Below are 16,238 nucleotides of genomic sequence, written 5' to 3' on the forward strand. Positions count from 1 at the left end.
ATTCGACGAGCTTTTTTGGTATTCCCCAGGAAATACAAATTATTTATTTAATTCAACAGCAATTTTCGCACCAACACGTGCGTTGTTTTTCACTAATGCGATGTTTGCTTCTAATGATTTACCTTCTGTTAATTCTTTTACTTTACCTAATAAGAATGGTGTTACGTTTTTACCAGCAATTCCATTTGCCGCAGCTTCTTTTAAAGCATTTTCGATGATGCCGTTAATGAAATCTGCTTCCATTGAATCTTCCACTGGAATTGGATTTGCGATTAATGCACCACCGCGCAGTCCTAAATCCCATTTCGTACGTAAAATCGCAGCCGTTTCTTCTGGTGAATCTACGCGGAAGTTTACATCGAAGTCGCTTTCACGTGTGTAGAATGCTGGTAATTTATCCGTCGCGTAACCGATTACTGGCACACCTTTTGTTTCTAAGTATTCTAATGTTAACCCAATATCTAAAATTGATTTTGCCCCTGCACATACTACCGCAACATTTGTCATCGCTAATTCTTCTAAGTCAGCAGAAATATCCATAGTTGTTTCAGCATCGCGGTGAACCCCACCAATACCGCCTGTTACAAATAGCTCAATGCCAGCTAACTCTGCACAGATCATTGTAGCTGCTACTGTTGTCGCACCAATTTTTTTCGTTGCAAGTAAGTATCCGATATCACGACGAGATGCTTTCGCTACCCCTTGCGTGTTACCGAACATTTCTAATTCTTCGTCTGATAAACCAATTTTAATTTGGCCGTCGATCAGTGCGATTGTCGCTGGAACCGCACCACCATCACGAATGATTTGTTCTACTTCACGTGCAGTTTTTACATTTTGCGGATAAGGCATACCGTGAGAAATAATTGTCGATTCTAATGCTACGATCGGTAAACCCTTTTCTTTTGCTTCTAATACCTCTTGTGAATATGATAAATATTGTTTCATAATAAATTCCTCCAATTAGTTAAGTTTTCTTTTGTTAAATCCGTACGTACTGTTTTGTCTGACTGCAATGTTTTCGATGCATTGACTAAGCCGAGCTGTACCGATTCTTCTAACGTTTCATTATTTAACATCCCGTATAAAAAGGCACTAACAAATGCATCGCCTGCACCTGTTACGTCAACAATATACTCTGTTGCTACTGCTTCATAATGTGTAATGTTATCTTGATGCCCTACAATGACACCTCGATCACCTAATGTTAACAGTGCGTATTCGGCACCTTTTTCAAGCAAGCCTTTCACTGCCTGCTCATAGTGTTCGAACGTTTCTACTTTTTGCTGTAAGTAGGTTTCCGCCTCGTCCCGATTACAAATCATATAATGTACACCGTGTAAATCACTTGGCATATGAGACATTTTTGGTGATGATACTGGGATAATTGCTAACGGAATCGTACGCTCTTTTGCAAAATCCTTTACAAATTGTACTGTCTCAAGCGGACAATTTAAATCAATGATTATACAGCTCGCATTTTGCAAAGTTGCTTCATGCTGCTGCAACATACTTGGTAGTAATTTATCGTAAATTGCCATGTTTGCCATTGCGATGACTAATTCACCTGTGTGATCTAAAACGGCTGTATAAGAGCCTGTTGCTTCACTTTTTAGTTTTTCGGCTAAATCAAAATTCATGTACGCATCGCTAGACTGTTCGATTAACAAACCATCATGATCCTCACCTAATGTCGTCAATAAAGACACACGATTTCCTAAACGCCCTAGATTCTCGGCTATATTACGGGCAACCCCACCAACACTTTCAGAAACCGATGCTGGATTAGATGTTCCGAGCTGTGTGTTGCCTTCAATTGAAAATTTCCGGTCAACATTGGCACCACCAATGGCGATAATTTGATTTTTTTCGGGTAAAACATAAGCACGACCTATAATTTCACCGCGCTTGATTAACGTCGAAATCATATTTGCTAGCGCTGGCCTTGACATGCCTAACTGCTCCGCCATTTCTAACTGTGATAAATAAGGATTTTTTTTGATTAGTTGAAATACTAATTTTTCTTTTTCATTCAATAGCCTCACCTCACAATCAATTTCTCTTAAATAAACATTTGTTTAGAATTATAAACAAATGTTTAAAGAATGTCAAAAAAAGTGCTTGACCAGAAAACATTCTGGTCAAGCACTTTTTGCGCCGAGGATGGAGACCAGCATAATGCTGGTCATGAATGCGTGTCACAGGATGTGACGTTCTTAGCATTCGTTTTTACTTCTGACCACCGCAGAAGCACTGCACGGAAAGTAAATACTTTTCACACAGCCTCTTTTTTCTATTCTACAATTACTTCACCAGATTCTGTTACACGTGGTTGAACGAGTACCTCAACACGACGGTTTTTCGCGCGCCCCTCTTCTGTGTCATTTGAAGCGATTGGGCTAAATTCACCAAAGCCTTTTACACTGAAGTATTTTGGGTCTAATTCTTCATTACCAGCAACAACTTCTTTCATGAAGTTAACTGCACGCATAACTGATAACTCCCAGTTTGAGTCGAATTCGTTTGTATTAATTGGCACATTATCTGTATGTCCTGTAATAACAATATTACGTGGTGGATCGAACATTAACAGCTGAGACAGCTCATCTGCAATCGTTGCATATTCTGCTTTTAATTCGGCACGCCCCATATCAAATAATACACTATCTCGAATGGTAATCAGTAAGCCTTCATCCGTCATTTTCGTCTCAAATTGCTTTTCTAATTCATTAATCGCGATAAATTCTTCAACGCGATTTTGTGATTCTTTTAAGCGATCTTGGTCTTCCATATATTTAGAAGCACCCGTTTGGAGTTGTGATGTAGAACCATTTTGTGTTTGGACCACGGCTGGGTTATCCATAACGCCTGTCCCACTTGTAAAGATGTCATTGAAGACAGCGGACATTTGGTCCAATTTTTCTTGATCGACTGAACTTGAAGCAAAAAGTACGATGAATAGCGCTAATAATAACGTTAAAATATCGGCGTAGGGTACTAACCATGATTCATCGATATGTTCCTCATGCTTTTTATGTTTCTTATGCTTCTTTGCCAAGGCCACCCGCCCCGCTTTCCGTAATTTGCTTACGCTCTTCCATTGGTAAGTACGAAGCTAATTTTTGTTCGATGACACGAGGTGCTTCCCCTTCAAGTACTGATAGAATCCCTTCAATCATCATGTTCTTTTGTTTTACTTCTGCAGCAGATTTACGTTTTAACTTGTTCGCAAATGGATGCCATAAAACGTAACCTGTAAAGATACCAAGTAATGTCGCAACGAAGGCTGCTGAAATGGCAACCCCTAACTTAGCGATATCCTGCATATCCTTTAATGCCGCAATCAGACCTACTACTGCACCTAATACACCTAGTGTTGGCGCGTATGTACCTGCTTGTGTGAAAATCGCAGCACCACTAGCATGACGATCTTCCATCGCTTCTACTTCTTCAGTTAATACATCACGAATATAATCTGCGTTTTGCCCATCAATCGCTAATGTTAATCCATTTTTTAAGAATGCATCTTCGATTTCTGCAGCTTTTCCTTCTAATGCAAGTAACCCTTCACGACGTGCTAAATCAGCCCATTGTGAAAACATTTTAATTAATTCAATATCACTTGCTAATTTTGTCTCTTTGAATAAAATTTTAAAAAGTTTTGGAACCCGTTTTAATTCCTTCATTGGGAATGCGATTGTTACCGCAGCAATTGTACCAAAGATAATGATTAAAATTGCAGCCGGATTCAATAATGCGTCTGGTGTTACGCCCTTCATAAACATCCCTGCTAATAGGGCAACGAAGGCGACAATAACGCCAACAACTGATGAAATATCCATATGTATTACCTCCAATTACTATGTCTTTTCTTATTTCGGTCTATTTAACTTTTTATTAACTTCCTATACACTAGTATAAAGGCAAAAATTATATTTTTCGATGCATTATTGGATTTTTCTGTCCTTTAAAGTAATTTTGATTACAATGTATCAAAAATAGCCAATTTTTTTAGACAACTATTGGAGGAATGATTCAAATGAACTCAATTTTTGAAAGAAATTTAGCAAAATATGCCGAATTAGCAGTAAAAATCGGTGTAAATATCCAACCAAATCAATATTTATACATCGCCGCTTCAATTGAGGTAGCGCCCTTTGTTCAAAAAATCGCTAAAATTGCCTACGAGAACGGTGCTAAACAAGTATTTGTAGATTTCGCAGATGATGTTATTTCACGTACGCGTTACGAATTGGCTCCTGAGGACTCTTTCGACTTTTTTCCACCATGGAAAATCCAAGAGCGTGAATGGTTAGCAGAGCAAGGCGCTGCATTTATGAGCATCGTGTCGCAAAGCCCAGATTTACTATCAGGGATCGATTCTAAAAAGATTGCTAGCTTCCAAAAAGCGGCTGGTACTGCATTAAATAAATATCGTCAATATGTACAAGCCGACAAAATCAGCTGGACTGTAATTGCTGCACCTTCTGAGCAATGGGCAAGTAAAGTATTCCCTGAATTACCGCAGGAAGCGCAAGTAAATGCGCTGTGGGATGCCATTTTTAAAGCCACTCGTTCAGATTTAGAAAACCCTGTTCAAGCATGGGCAGATCACAATGACAACTTACACGAAAAAGTAGATTACTTAAACAATAAAAAATATACAAAATTACATTATACAGCGCCAGGAACAGACCTTACGATTGCGCTTCCAAAAGGCCACTTATGGTGTGGTGCTGGTAGCGTCAATGAAAAAGGCGACGAATTCATGGCTAATATGCCCACGGAAGAAGTATTTACGGTACCGCATAAAGACGGTGTAAACGGCTATGTATCAAGCACAAAACCACTTAGCTACGGTGGGAACATTATCGATAACTTCAAAATAACGTTTGAAAACGGTCGCATCGTAAATGTAGAAGCCGAGCAAGGTGAAGAAGTACTGAAAAACTTAGTCGCAACCGACGAAGGCTCTCACTACTTAGGTGAAGTTGCATTAGTACCATTTAAATCACCAATTTCTCAATCGAATATTTTATTCTATAACACATTATTCGACGAAAATGCATCAAACCACTTAGCAATCGGCAGTGCGTATGCGTTCTGTTTAGAAGGCGGTAAAACGATGTCACGTGAAGAATTACTAGAAAACGGCTTAAATCAAAGTATTACACATGTTGACTTCATGATTGGCTCTGACCAAATGAATATCGACGGGATTGCTGAAGATGGTCAAGCTGAACCGGTATTCCGCAACGGCAACTGGGCATTTTAATCAACTCGTCATTATAGAGGACATTTAAGAAAGCATCTTAAATTTCAAGATGTCGCCATATTTACAATTTATTCTAGGTCAAATCCATAAAACCCCCTACAATGTTCCAATTGATTAGGTTATAATTGGTTAATGATTCTAATTATAATGTAGAGAGGAGTTTTATGATGTTTGATCACCGTCATCCATTTTTATCTGACTACTACACATTAGTATTTGGATTCTCTATCGTAATTCTTGTTTGTTTAGTTATGTTCATTCAATATTTACGTATGGGCTTACAATCTCACGACTCTGTTGTAGTAGATTCAAAAGCTGGTGCATTCGCGCCAAACGAAAAATCAAAAGATGGCCACGCCCATCATTAATTTTTCATAAACAATCGTCTCTTAATGAGGGACGGTTGTTTTTTTACCTTTTTCGACAAAAGTTCTCTCTATTTTTCCTAGTATTCACTTTAAATGTGTCAATTAATTTGAATTATTCAAATAATATTCTAAAATATAGAGTAGTCGAAAGGGGATAACAAACTTATGTCAGCTTTACAATCAATTCTAGAGTATAACCAACAATTCGTTGATGAAAAACAATACGAAACGTATGCGACAACAAAATATCCTGATAAAAAAATTGTTATTTTATCATGTATGGATACACGCTTAGTTGAATTATTACCAAAAGCCATGAATTTACGTAATGGCGATGTAAAGGTTGTCAAAAGTGCGGGAGCCATTGTCAATCACCCATTTGGCGGGATTATGCGCAGCTTACTTGTTGCCGTCTATGAATTAAAGGCAGATGAAATATATATTATTGGGCATTATGATTGCGGTATGAGTGCCGTTGATCCAGACGTAATGGTCGGTCACATGCTTGAGCGAGGGATAAAGCAAGAAACACTGGATATTTTAAATTTCTCAGGTGTCGATTTATATGACTGGTTACGCGGCTTTGGCGATGTTAAAACAAGCGTATTAAAAAGTGTCGATTTAGTGAGACGCCATCCGTTAATGCCAGCAACTGTACCTGTACACGGTTTAGTAATCGATCCACAGACAGGTAAATTAGACTTAGTCACTGATGGCAATATAGATATATAAGAAAAGCGCTAAAGCGTCCTTACAAAAAGGATTGTACGAAAAATAGTTATTTTTCGTACAATCCTTTTTAATATCTATTTTTAAAATCATTTTGCAGTATGGCGTACATATAATGATCAACCCACACACCATTGATAAAGAGCAACTGCCTTAGTAAGCCCTCACGTATAAAACCTGATTTTTCCAACACCCGTACTGATGCTAAATTTTGTGGGGCAACGTAAGCTTCAATACGATGAATATTTAACGTTTGAAAGCCAAATTCCAGCACTAACTGCACCGCCTCTGTTGCAATCCCTCTTCCAGCAAAACGTTCATCCATCGAATAGCCGACAAAACAGCTTGAATAGGGTAAACGCTTCACCGAATAAAGTGAAATGTGGCCAATTAATTGTTGTGAATCATCATCAAAAATTCCAAATGAAAATTCCCGATTACTTTGAAGAAGCTGTAGGCTCTCTAAAATTTTTTTATACTGTACCTCTTCTGTATAAAACTCGTCTCGATGTAACGGTTCATAAGTAGACCAAAAAAATTTATTGTCTGCTAACAGTTTGGCTAATGCTTTTGCATCCGATGGTGTAAATGTACGTAACGAACAACGTTGCCCATTAAGTTGTACCATTGGACCCTCCTTCTTTTTAAAAAGTTTCAATAGGCTTCTCACGGCGATTCATCCTCACTAAATAATTGAACGATTTCCGAATGTTATTTAGATTTTTTCTTTTTAGCCTTTTTTCCCTTTGAAGCTTCTGTGGCAGTGATTTCTTCTGTAGCCGCTACTTCCATCATTTCAAGCTCATCTATTTCGTCTTGCTCAGGTGCTTCTAATACATTCGTCAGGTGTAACCCACGGCGCTTAGCTTCCTTTTCAATATGAGCAATGACTTCTTTTAATACTTGTACGCGCGCATATAGCTTATCATTCCCAGGAATTAAAAACCAAGGTGCATTTTCTGTATCTGTTTTTGCGAACATTTCATCTGCCGCTTCACTATATAAGCCGAACTTTTCACGGTTGCGCCAATCTTCATCCGTTAATTTCCAAGCTTTGTACGGATCTTGTGCACGGTCATTAAAACGTTTTAATTGTTCTGCTTCGTCGATATGAATCCAGAATTTGATGACAATATAATCTTCATCTGTTAATTGCTTTTCAAAGTCATTAATTTCATCATATGCACGTTTCCACTCTTCTTCTTTCGCAAAGCCTTCAATGCGCTCTACTAAAACACGACCATACCAAGAACGGTCAAAAATCGCGATTTGTCCGTGTTGCGGTAACTTTCTCCAAAAACGGTGCATATAGTGGTAACGTTTTTCATGTGGTTGTGGAGCAGAAATAGGAGTTACCATTAAGCCACGTGGGTCAACTCGCTCTGTTAAACGTTTAATGGCACCACCCTTACCTGCTGCGTCCATTCCTTCAAATGCTACAATTAACCCAATTTTGTTGTTAAATAAAAATTGCTGTGCGTTGAGCATTTCGTATTGCAGCATTTTAATTTTCTTTTTGTACATTTTTTTGTCTAGTTCTAATGATAAATCTAAATCATCTAATTTCTTCATTTATGATTCCTCCTAAACAGTATTACTTCTATTTTACTTTAAAGTGTATGGAAATGGTAATTGATGTTGCACTTAGTTTATCTTCCACTAATTTCTTGTCTGAAAAATACATAATACGCGAAAGGCGGAGTGATAAATGAAAAAAACCCTTACAGCAGTTTTATTTTCTGCACTATTATTAGGAGCATGCTCTGAAGATGAAGCAAAAAATAACGCGGAGGCAGAAGTAGAAACAAAAGCATCAGCCGAAACTACTGTGGCAGTTAACACAAACACAATTAAAGGCGAGGATTTTAATGAAGCTGGCGGTGCAGATGCATACGCAAACGCTGGTGACAATGCGGACTCTCGCTACTACCAAGCACCTGACTTTTTTAATTTAAAATCAGATGAAAACTTAACAATTTTAGAAAAATTCCAAACGATGCAACAAACGGCGGAATGGTCATGTGGCCCTGTTACTGCTTTAATGGTAGCTAATCACTTTGGCTATAATGAAATGACGGAAATGGATATTGCTGTTGCGATGAAAGCTATGACGGATTTAGATGTGGAAGATGCCTTACCTGGCTCAGCAAACAATTTCCACGAATACGGCTCAGACGTAACACAATTATATGAATTCTTTTCAGGTTTAGAAGGCTTTGAAGTCGTTGAATCAAGCTTCCGCGCTGACTATACAGACGCAGATCTAATTCAAGCTGATTCTGGTACGACTGGTGCTAACGTAGGCAACTTACCTGAAACATTTTTATGGAACAGCTTATATGCATCTGAAAATACAGCAGATACTGAAGCTTGGGTAAGCGATGCAAAAGATAGCTATTTCGTAAAATGGTTAACAGGCCATTTAGACAACAATCGTCCAATTATGGTTGAATGGGGTGATTGGGGTGGCCACTGGCAAGCAATTATCGGTTATGACAACAACGGTACACCTGGTATCGGTGATGACATCATCATTTTTGCAGACCCATATGATACATCAGATCATTCACAAGATGGCTACTATTTCTATCCGCTAGAGCGTTGGTTCGGTATGTGGAATGACCGCAATATTGCGCCAAAACCTTTCCAATTACAACCGTACATCGTTGTTGATTATAATAATTAAAAAAAACGTGAAATGCTTTTCTAAGCACTTCACGTTTTTTTATTGATTAATCTTCTAACGTCGTTAAAATAATTGGTTCGCCTTTTGTTACGATAATTGAGTGTTCAATTTGTGCAACTAATGACTTGTCTGGTGTTACAAATGTCCAGCCATCACCTGATTCAACAATGTGTTCAGCTTTTGCAGAAATGAATGGCTCTACTGCTAGCACCATACCTTCTTTCATTAATTGGCCATCAGTTGGATCGTAATAGTTTAATACATGGTCAGGTGCTTCGTGTAATGATTTCCCTAAGCCATGTCCTGTTAAGTTCATAATTACCGTTAAGCCATGCGCATATGCTTCACGCTCAACTGCTTTACCAATTTGGTTTAATTTTGAACCGGCTTTTACTTTTGTCATCGCACGGTCAAATGCTAATTTTGCTACTTCACAAAGTTTCTCTTTGTCCTCGTAGCCTTCACCTACAACGAAAGAAATTCCTGTATCGGCGAAATAACCATCTAAAGAACCCGATACGTCAATATTTACGATATCGCCTTCTTGAATCACTTTGCTGCCTGGAATCCCGTGGGCAACTTCGTGGTTAACTGAAATACATGTGTAGCCTGGGAAATCATATTCGCCTTTTGGACCTGAAATAGCACCCGCTTCTGCAAACATACGCCCAGCAATTTCATCTAATTCTTTCGTTGTCACACCTGGTACTGTCGCAGCTTTCATCGCTTCACGAATTTCAGCACAGATGCGTCCGATTTTTTTAAACGCTTGGATTTCTTCTTGAGTTGTAACAATCATTGTTAAACTTCCTTCCTCTTAAATCTCTACCCTTAACTATAACATACTTGAAATTTGTTGTAAGGATTCATGCTTTTTTTGTACGATTCGTTTATGTAGAAATTTGAAGGGAATATAAAAGGAACTAATTCAAAATAGAGGTGTCAGTCATGCTGCCTATTTATATATATATGCTCACGTATATTTTACCGACTTTTTTACTTATTACTTTAGCAACGTATGTCATTTTACACAATAATCGCGCTGTTGAAAATCGTTTAATCTTTGTGCTCCTCATGATGTTCTGTGTTACATTGGTTGGGGAATTTTTGCGTCATGTATCACCTTTTTCGTACAATCCACGCATCGCTGTTTATGTCGTTGGGTTTAGTACCAGTATTGCAATGGCTATTGTTTTCCATTTACAATTTATTTTACTTAAGCAGCATTGTCCTATAACTATTCATCCACTTGTGCCTTTTTTAGGCTATCTATTCATATCTTTACATGCCATTATTACACTTTTTTTTGTAAAGCTATCCGTAGCTAATTTTTATCAATCAGGAATCTGGACCTATCGCGAAAATATGCTCTATAATTTATGGCTATATGGCATTGTCGGTGTTACATCCATCACTTCATTTTTCCCCTGCTGTATCCAAGCGCGTTATTTTAAAAAAAGGTGTAGCTCGTTAGAATCGAACTACACCTTCACCATTTTTTATTTCATTGTTTTTAATAAGCGTGGTGCTGCTGTAAATAATAACACAGCGACAAGCGCGGTTAACAGGGTTGCTGGTAACATGTAGGACCCATTGTAAATGATTGAATACGTCCATACATTATCTCCACCAGCGTATTCTTTAAAGAACACAACGCCGGCAAGCAAATGCGAAATGAAACGTAATGTTCCGCCAAGTAACGCACCGAGAATAATATAAATCGTCATTTTCTTTTTATCAAGCGCTTTTGCGGCTAGTAGTAACGGTTTACGAATGACTGCGACGAAGCCTACAACTGTAAAAGCTAGACCATAGTCTAAAATCGCCTGCAGCCAGTGCACAATATACGCACCGAACATCATTTGTAATACACCAATAATGAATCCCGTTGCCAAGCCTGCTGTTAATCCCCAGCGAATGGCCATAAGCATAATCGGCAGCATGACAAAACTAATCGAGCCTCCGTATGCCCAAAGCTTAAATGAAAACTGATCAAGCACAAGTCCGATAGCGGCAAAGATTGCAATTTCCACCAGCATTAATAATTTCTTTTTGTCCATAACAATGCTCCTCTCTTTTTTCCGATGTAACAGAAGTTCAGAAGGAATAGAAAACACAAAAAAGCGATAATTAGGATAAATTCCTAACCATCGCTCGAATAGTTGGTTTCTATCCACATCCCTACGCAAGTACTAACTTACAGGTTCTAAGAGTCAGCGCAAAATCCGTGCGCAATCTCAGCCGACTTAATCGGCCCCCCTTGTGGTACATCTCGATATAATTGTTTGAACATGCTCATTGTAGCTGATAATTTTCCAATTTTCAACTACTTTAGTTGAAACTAAGTTGGACATTTGTCCGTATATAGAAGTAAAGGAAGTGAATTTTATGGATCAAAACAAAGGGTTAAGTGCAGTAGGCTATTTAAGTTTTTACTTTATGCCATTTATTTTACCGCTCATTATTTTTTTCGTAGCAAAAGACGATGTAGTGAAACATCATAATAAACGCGCATTTATTTCACAACTTATTCCAATTATTTTAGGGATCGTTTATATCATTCTATTTTTTGTGTTCGCCTTTACAACACCCTCTAACGCGACGCTTGAAGTAAACTACTTATTCGAAAGTTGGATTTTTATCGGGTTTATCATTTTAGCGATTATTATTTTTGTTATTGCCATTTGGAACCTTATACAAGCAATCAAAGTATTGCGCTAATGTTTAGAGATGTACTGTATATGGGTATATTTTTACTAGAATTTACATCTTACTAAGGAGTGATATTCATGAAACTAAACAAAGTAATTAAAACAGCGATTAAATACGGACCAATCGTCTATCCAATCATAAAAAAAATACTTAATAATCGTTCAACAGCAAAGCAACCAACGCCAACACGGACTCCAAAAAGATGAAAAAATGGAGTACTTCATTTCCCAATGAAGTACTCCATTTTTTTATTTAATTAAAATTTCAGTTGTACTATGACCCTCTTTTAATTTCTTCACGTGCAGGATTGCCGGCATCGCAGCCTTTAACTCTGCAACATGCGAAATCACGCCGATTAATCGGCCTGTTTGCTGAAGGTCAATTAAAATATCAATCGCACGTCTCAGTGCCTCTTCGTCAAGCGTACCAAAGCCTTCATCGATAAACATCGTATCAATATGCACGCTGCCCTGTACACTTTGAATGACATCCGCCATACCTAGTGCTAATGATAACGATGCATTGAATTTTTCTCCACCTGACAATGTTTTGACATCACGTGTTTGACCAGTATTGCTATCGTACACGTCGATACTTAAACCACTTTGTGCATTGCCCTCTTTGCGACCCGTTGATTTCAAGAAATATTGACCGTTTGATAACACGCGTAAACGTTCATTGGCCGCATGTGTCACCTTTTCTAAATAGCCAATTTGTGCAAAGCGCTCAAAGCTAATTTTGGCATCATTTTGGCCACGCACTAAATCATATACATGCTCAATTTGCTCTAGTTTTGCTTTATAGCTTTCAATTTGCTCAGCTGTTTGCTCAAGTTTTTCATACGTTGTTTCGCATTGTGTCGCGTAAGACTTTGTTAATTTCATGTTGGCGTAACGCTCATCTTGCTCATTATTTAATGTGGTGATTTGCTGCTCTAGCTCCGTCAAATCTGCTAATTGCTTTCCTTGTAATTGCGCTTCGTCCTCTGCGATTTGTACCGTTAATGTATGCAGCTGCTTGTTATACGTTTCAAGCATTTGACGAATTTGCTGTTGTACATCTGGTGCTACGAGTGCTGCTTGATAGCTTTCAATTGTAAAGTTTTCCTGTTGCAAAGCGTTTGTAAACGCGAGCTGAGCGAGCTGCTGTTCATGCTGTTTTTCTGTTACATGATTAACGGCATGCAACTGATTGACCTCGCTAGAATTTTGCTGTAATTGTGCTTGTTGTAAGGCATCTGCAGCTGCTTTTACTGCATTTTTTAGTGCCTGATACAATTGCTGTTGCTCAATCAGTGCTTGCTGTAGTTGAGCGATCGATGTAAATTGCGGCAATAGTAGTTGTTCACTTTGTTGAAGCTTGCCTTTTTCCTGTGCGAGCTGAGCATGAATATCATGGACATAGGCCTGTCCTTTTTCAATACGACCTTGAATGACCTCACGCTGCTCCGTTAATTGCTCAAGCTTCGTACGCTCAGTTGTTAATTTCTGCTGTTGTGTGCGTAAATTAGCTAATTGAGTTGTAAGCTGTTGCAGGTGCGCTTCATAATGTACTAATTCTTCTAGCTCTAGATGCTGTTGTTGCAAGACGCTCAGCTTGTCGTTAAACGCTGCTTGTTCCACTTCAAGCTTAGATTGTACCTGATAATAGCTTTGGCGCTTCACATCCGCTTGTTGACGTAAAGCATCAAGCTTTGTTTCATCGACCTGTTGTGTTTCACGATTATGAATAGCTGGGTGCTCCGTGCTTCCACATACTGGACAAGCATCCCCGTGCTGTAGAGCTGCGGCTAAAAAGGCGGCTTGATTGCTACGGATTTGTTGCTCTACGGTTTGCAAGGCTTGCTGTGCTGTTGTGGCCTGTTGTTGCTTTTCCGTACAATCTGTTGCTAACTTTTCAACATGCTGTTGTCGTTTAATGGCTTCTTTTACAAGTTCCACATGACGCATTGCAGTTGCATGTGCTTCATAGGTTTCCTCATATTTACTAACAGCCTGTTCCAACTCGCTAACATTTTGCTGTTGCAACTGCTGCTGTTCTTTTAACTGTGTCGCTTCATTTTGTAAATCGGCATATAAATTTTGTGCTTTTACTTGTTGTTGTTCTAGCTGTGCTACCGAATTACGCTGCGTATCAATCGTTTCATAAACAGGGATTAACTGTTCCAGCTGTGAAATATTTTTTGTATACGCTTCAAGTAACGGCTCATCTTTTTGCACTTGCTCATGCATTGCTGTCGCTTCTTGTAGCTGTTGCTGCGCTTGTTGTAAATCTGCATTTGCCTTTTCGGCCGCTGCATTTGCTGTTTGTAATTGTGCTTTCGCTTTTGATAAATCGCGCTCTAACGGTTCAATTTGACTCGCCTTTCGCGCTAATTGTAGGCGCTGCTCTTGCAACTGCATTTCTGCTTGTTGCTGCTGTAAGTTCACAAGCTCTGTCTGACGCTCGATAAAACGCTCAATCCGTTCATTCACAATCTTTTGCTCACTAAATTGCGTCGCCAGCTTCGTCGCCGTTTCCTTTACCTGCTCATACTGCGTAGCAACCTCTTTTGACTGCTCTTCATAAAATTCACGTTCTTCGACTAATGCCTGTTTGACTTGATACATATTAATTGCATCATGACTGATTACTTCAAAAAGTACCGATTCACGCTGCGGTAAACGAGACTTTATTTCTTGAATGGTGTGATCCTGCTGCATTTGGGCATGCTCGAACAATTTATCTGCATGCTTCTTTTTGTCCTGTAGTAACGCAACCATTTTTGTAAAACGTTCGGTTTTGAAGATTTTGCGGAAAATTTCCTCTTTATGCTTTGACTCGGATGTTAACAGCTTTTGAAATTCCCCTTGTGGAAGCATAACAATTTGATTGAATTGCGACTGAGTTAACCCGATGAGCTCCTCTACCTTCGCTTGTACGGGTCTTACTTGGAACTTTTCGACGGCTGGTGTTAGTTGACCACCTGTAATGTCATAAAATTCACGCTGTGCTTTTGCGCCGTCATGCCCAAATTTACGCCAGATTCGATACATGCGCCCACGGACTTCAAACTCAAGCTCTACTTCGGTATCAACCGTGTCATCGGCAAAATCACTCCGTAAAAAGGCCGATTTTTCGCGGTCCTCTCCACTCCCTGAGTCATAGAGCGCGAAGGTGATTGCATCGAAGATTGTCGTTTTCCCTGCACCTGTTGAACCGGAAACAACGAAAATTCCGTGCTCGTGAAGCTTTGTAAAATCAATTACTTCCTTGTCTTTGTACGGACCAAATGCCGTCATCGTTAATTTTAGTGGCTTCATTGTTACACCTCCTGCTTTTCGCGTTCGTCATCAAGTAATTGCTGTAGTACTTCTGTATAAATTGCTTTTGTTTCCACGCTCAGTTCCTTGCCTGTCATTTCGCTATAAAACAGCTCAAATAGCTCTGAATCGTCCATTTGCACGCGGTTCATAGTTGTTGATTGTTGCTCGATTTGTGTAAATACTGCTGTTCGTTCAATATGCAGTGCATTTGGATACACGGTGCGCACAAGTTCTGCCGCGCCCTTTACATAGCCTTCATCTTCTAGCTTCACAAAGACATAATCATCACTTTTCGCATGCTGTAAAATATCATCGAGCACACCTTTTACAATACGCATTTCACGTTTTGGTGTGAACAGCTTCTTCTCTAATGCCACCGTACCATCCTGCGCTAAATCAACGATAAAAAATCCCTTTTTATGTGTTACTTCTGATTCTGAATATTTAAGTGGCGAACCTGAATATTGAATCGTTTCATTGGCAACAAAATGGGCTTGGTGTAAGTGCCCTAATGCGGTATAGCAAAATGGGTCAAATAACGCAGCGTTAATACATTCCGTACCGCCAATGGTTAACTTACGCTCCGAGTCACTTGTGTTTAATTCGGGCATCCCGTCTTTTGTGATAAATGCATGCGCTACAATAACATTGCGCTTTGTTTCGTCTAAATTCCGTTTGATTTGTTCAATAATTTTGGCCATTGCAGCTTCATGCGTCGTAATCGAATCATCGCCAAACAGAATACGTACTGTTGAAGGCTCCGCAAATGGCACTAAATAAAAGTGCACCTCACCAAATTCATCCTCTAGCACGACTGGCTTGATGTTTTTTTCTAAATGTCCGACAAGATGTAAACCGCTTGATTTCATCAGCTCACTACCAAAGTTTAAACGTGTTGCGCTATCATGATTTCCAGCAATCGCCACAATCGGCGTTTTTTCATCGATTAAAATTTGTTTAAATGTTTTATTCAATAATTGAATGGCTTCTGTTGGTGGAACGGAACGGTCATACAGATCCCCTGCAATAATCACAACATCTGGCTTTTCAATTTGAATTTGCTCGATGAACTGCTGTAATATGTACGCTTGGTCCTCTGTCATCGCTACACCTTGCACGAGTTTCCCTAAATGCCAATCAGCTGTATGAAAGATTTTCATGAG

At 39.0% G+C, this 16,238-nt stretch carries 16 protein-coding genes and 1 riboswitch; of the genes, 6 read left to right on the forward strand and 10 right to left on the reverse strand.

Annotation, left to right across the window (positions count from 1 at the left end; genetic code table 11):
* Nucleotides 1-39: 39 nt before the first annotated feature.
* From NSQ62_RS18095 to motA, 4 genes are all read right to left on the reverse strand, one after another.
* Nucleotides 40-948: a pseudouridine-5'-phosphate glycosidase gene (locus tag NSQ62_RS18095; protein WP_341321457.1), complete on the reverse strand. Its 909-nt coding sequence runs from the start codon at nt 946-948 to the stop codon at nt 40-42.
* The gene (locus NSQ62_RS18100) at nt 945-2,036 is read right to left on the reverse strand and encodes a carbohydrate kinase (RefSeq protein ID WP_341321458.1); all 1,092 of its coding nucleotides are present in this window, start codon (nt 2,034-2,036) and stop codon (nt 945-947) included. The genes NSQ62_RS18095 and NSQ62_RS18100 overlap by 4 nt, the downstream gene beginning before the upstream one ends.
* Before the next feature lie 257 nt (nt 2,037-2,293).
* On the reverse strand, nt 2,294-3,058 hold the full coding sequence (gene motB, locus NSQ62_RS18105) for a flagellar motor protein MotB (RefSeq protein ID WP_341321459.1): 765 nt from the start codon (nt 3,056-3,058) through the stop codon (nt 2,294-2,296).
* Nucleotides 3,042-3,842, reverse strand: coding sequence for a flagellar motor stator protein MotA (motA, locus tag NSQ62_RS18110; RefSeq protein WP_341321460.1), 801 nt, complete (start codon nt 3,840-3,842; stop codon nt 3,042-3,044). Before motA ends, motB begins: the two co-directional genes overlap by 17 nt.
* Nucleotides 3,843-4,039: 197 nt before the next feature.
* Here motA and NSQ62_RS18115 point away from each other — a divergent pair, with 197 nt between their 5' ends.
* The 3 genes from NSQ62_RS18115 (at nt 4,040) to NSQ62_RS18125 (ending at nt 6,375) form a co-directional block, all read left to right on the forward strand.
* Nucleotides 4,040-5,275 (forward strand): aminopeptidase, encoded by a 1,236-nt coding sequence (locus NSQ62_RS18115; protein WP_341321461.1) that lies wholly within the window; start codon nt 4,040-4,042, stop codon nt 5,273-5,275.
* A 164-nt stretch (nt 5,276-5,439) separates the two neighbouring features.
* Nucleotides 5,440-5,643: a hypothetical protein gene (locus NSQ62_RS18120; protein WP_341321462.1), complete on the forward strand. Its 204-nt coding sequence runs from the start codon at nt 5,440-5,442 to the stop codon at nt 5,641-5,643.
* Nucleotides 5,644-5,808: 165 nt separating this feature from the next.
* Nucleotides 5,809-6,375: a carbonic anhydrase gene (locus NSQ62_RS18125; protein ID WP_341321463.1), complete on the forward strand. Its 567-nt coding sequence runs from the start codon at nt 5,809-5,811 to the stop codon at nt 6,373-6,375.
* A gap of 67 nt (nt 6,376-6,442) precedes the next feature.
* Here NSQ62_RS18125 and NSQ62_RS18130 read toward each other — a convergent pair whose 3' ends face one another.
* Nucleotides 6,443-7,000, reverse strand: coding sequence for a GNAT family protein (locus NSQ62_RS18130; protein WP_341321464.1), 558 nt, complete (start codon nt 6,998-7,000; stop codon nt 6,443-6,445).
* Between the two features lie 83 nt (nt 7,001-7,083).
* Nucleotides 7,084-7,944 carry a polyphosphate kinase gene (locus NSQ62_RS18135; RefSeq protein WP_341321465.1) on the reverse strand — a complete coding sequence of 287 codons (861 nt, stop codon included), beginning with the start codon at nt 7,942-7,944 and terminating at the stop codon, nt 7,084-7,086.
* Nucleotides 7,945-8,080: 136 nt separating this feature from the next.
* Between NSQ62_RS18135 and NSQ62_RS18140 the strand changes: the two genes are divergently transcribed.
* Nucleotides 8,081-9,058, forward strand: coding sequence for a papain-like cysteine protease family protein (locus tag NSQ62_RS18140; RefSeq protein ID WP_341321466.1), 978 nt, complete (start codon nt 8,081-8,083; stop codon nt 9,056-9,058).
* Between the two features lie 46 nt (nt 9,059-9,104).
* Here the strand turns inward: NSQ62_RS18140 and map are convergent, their stop codons facing one another.
* Nucleotides 9,105-9,857 (reverse strand): type I methionyl aminopeptidase, encoded by a 753-nt coding sequence (map, locus tag NSQ62_RS18145; RefSeq protein ID WP_341321467.1) that lies wholly within the window; start codon nt 9,855-9,857, stop codon nt 9,105-9,107.
* Nucleotides 9,858-10,557: 700 nt separating this feature from the next.
* The gene (gene thiT, locus NSQ62_RS18150; RefSeq protein ID WP_341321468.1) at nt 10,558-11,118 is read right to left on the reverse strand and encodes an energy-coupled thiamine transporter ThiT; all 561 of its coding nucleotides are present in this window, start codon (nt 11,116-11,118) and stop codon (nt 10,558-10,560) included.
* 101 nt (nt 11,119-11,219) lie between these two features.
* Nucleotides 11,220-11,329: riboswitch (TPP riboswitch) on the reverse strand.
* 117 nt (nt 11,330-11,446) lie between these two features.
* Between thiT and NSQ62_RS18155 the strand changes: the two genes are divergently transcribed.
* Together NSQ62_RS18155 and NSQ62_RS18160 are read left to right on the forward strand one after the other, a co-directional pair.
* Nucleotides 11,447-11,779, forward strand: coding sequence for a DUF4870 domain-containing protein (locus NSQ62_RS18155; RefSeq protein WP_341321469.1), 333 nt, complete (start codon nt 11,447-11,449; stop codon nt 11,777-11,779).
* Nucleotides 11,780-11,847: 68 nt separating this feature from the next.
* The gene (locus tag NSQ62_RS18160; protein WP_341321470.1) at nt 11,848-11,976 is read left to right on the forward strand and encodes a hypothetical protein; all 129 of its coding nucleotides are present in this window, start codon (nt 11,848-11,850) and stop codon (nt 11,974-11,976) included.
* A gap of 42 nt (nt 11,977-12,018) precedes the next feature.
* Here NSQ62_RS18160 and NSQ62_RS18165 read toward each other — a convergent pair whose 3' ends face one another.
* Together NSQ62_RS18165 and NSQ62_RS18170 are read right to left on the reverse strand one after the other, a co-directional pair.
* The gene (locus NSQ62_RS18165) at nt 12,019-15,072 is read right to left on the reverse strand and encodes an SMC family ATPase (protein WP_341321471.1); all 3,054 of its coding nucleotides are present in this window, start codon (nt 15,070-15,072) and stop codon (nt 12,019-12,021) included.
* A 2-nt stretch (nt 15,073-15,074) separates the two neighbouring features.
* Nucleotides 15,075-16,235, reverse strand: coding sequence for an exonuclease SbcCD subunit D (locus NSQ62_RS18170; protein WP_341321472.1), 1,161 nt, complete (start codon nt 16,233-16,235; stop codon nt 15,075-15,077).
* Nucleotides 16,236-16,238 lie beyond the last annotated feature (3 nt).

The sequence above is a fragment of the Solibacillus sp. FSL H8-0523 genome (genome assembly GCF_038051985.1).
Classification (GTDB): Bacteria; Bacillota; Bacilli; order Bacillales_A; family Planococcaceae; genus Solibacillus.

Excerpts from the sequence above, each read along its gene's own strand:
- NSQ62_RS18165 (WP_341321471.1), bottom strand. The coding sequence starts at position 15,072 with ATGAAGCCACTAAAATTAACGATGACGGCATTTGGTCCGTACAAAGAC.
- NSQ62_RS18160 (WP_341321470.1), top strand. The coding sequence starts at position 11,848 with ATGAAACTAAACAAAGTAATTAAAACAGCGATTAAATACGGACCAATC.
- NSQ62_RS18125 (WP_341321463.1), top strand. The coding sequence starts at position 5,809 with ATGTCAGCTTTACAATCAATTCTAGAGTATAACCAACAATTCGTTGAT.
- motA (WP_341321460.1), bottom strand. The coding sequence starts at position 3,842 with ATGGATATTTCATCAGTTGTTGGCGTTATTGTCGCCTTCGTTGCCCTA.
- thiT (WP_341321468.1), bottom strand. The coding sequence starts at position 11,118 with ATGGACAAAAAGAAATTATTAATGCTGGTGGAAATTGCAATCTTTGCC.
- map (WP_341321467.1), bottom strand. The coding sequence starts at position 9,857 with ATGATTGTTACAACTCAAGAAGAAATCCAAGCGTTTAAAAAAATCGGA.
- NSQ62_RS18155 (WP_341321469.1), top strand. The coding sequence starts at position 11,447 with ATGGATCAAAACAAAGGGTTAAGTGCAGTAGGCTATTTAAGTTTTTAC.
- NSQ62_RS18135 (WP_341321465.1), bottom strand. The coding sequence starts at position 7,944 with ATGAAGAAATTAGATGATTTAGATTTATCATTAGAACTAGACAAAAAA.
- NSQ62_RS18170 (WP_341321472.1), bottom strand. The coding sequence starts at position 16,235 with ATGAAAATCTTTCATACAGCTGATTGGCATTTAGGGAAACTCGTGCAA.
- NSQ62_RS18140 (WP_341321466.1), top strand. The coding sequence starts at position 8,081 with ATGAAAAAAACCCTTACAGCAGTTTTATTTTCTGCACTATTATTAGGA.
- NSQ62_RS18120 (WP_341321462.1), top strand. The coding sequence starts at position 5,440 with ATGATGTTTGATCACCGTCATCCATTTTTATCTGACTACTACACATTA.
- NSQ62_RS18130 (WP_341321464.1), bottom strand. The coding sequence starts at position 7,000 with ATGGTACAACTTAATGGGCAACGTTGTTCGTTACGTACATTTACACCA.
- NSQ62_RS18095 (WP_341321457.1), bottom strand. The coding sequence starts at position 948 with ATGAAACAATATTTATCATATTCACAAGAGGTATTAGAAGCAAAAGAA.
- NSQ62_RS18115 (WP_341321461.1), top strand. The coding sequence starts at position 4,040 with ATGAACTCAATTTTTGAAAGAAATTTAGCAAAATATGCCGAATTAGCA.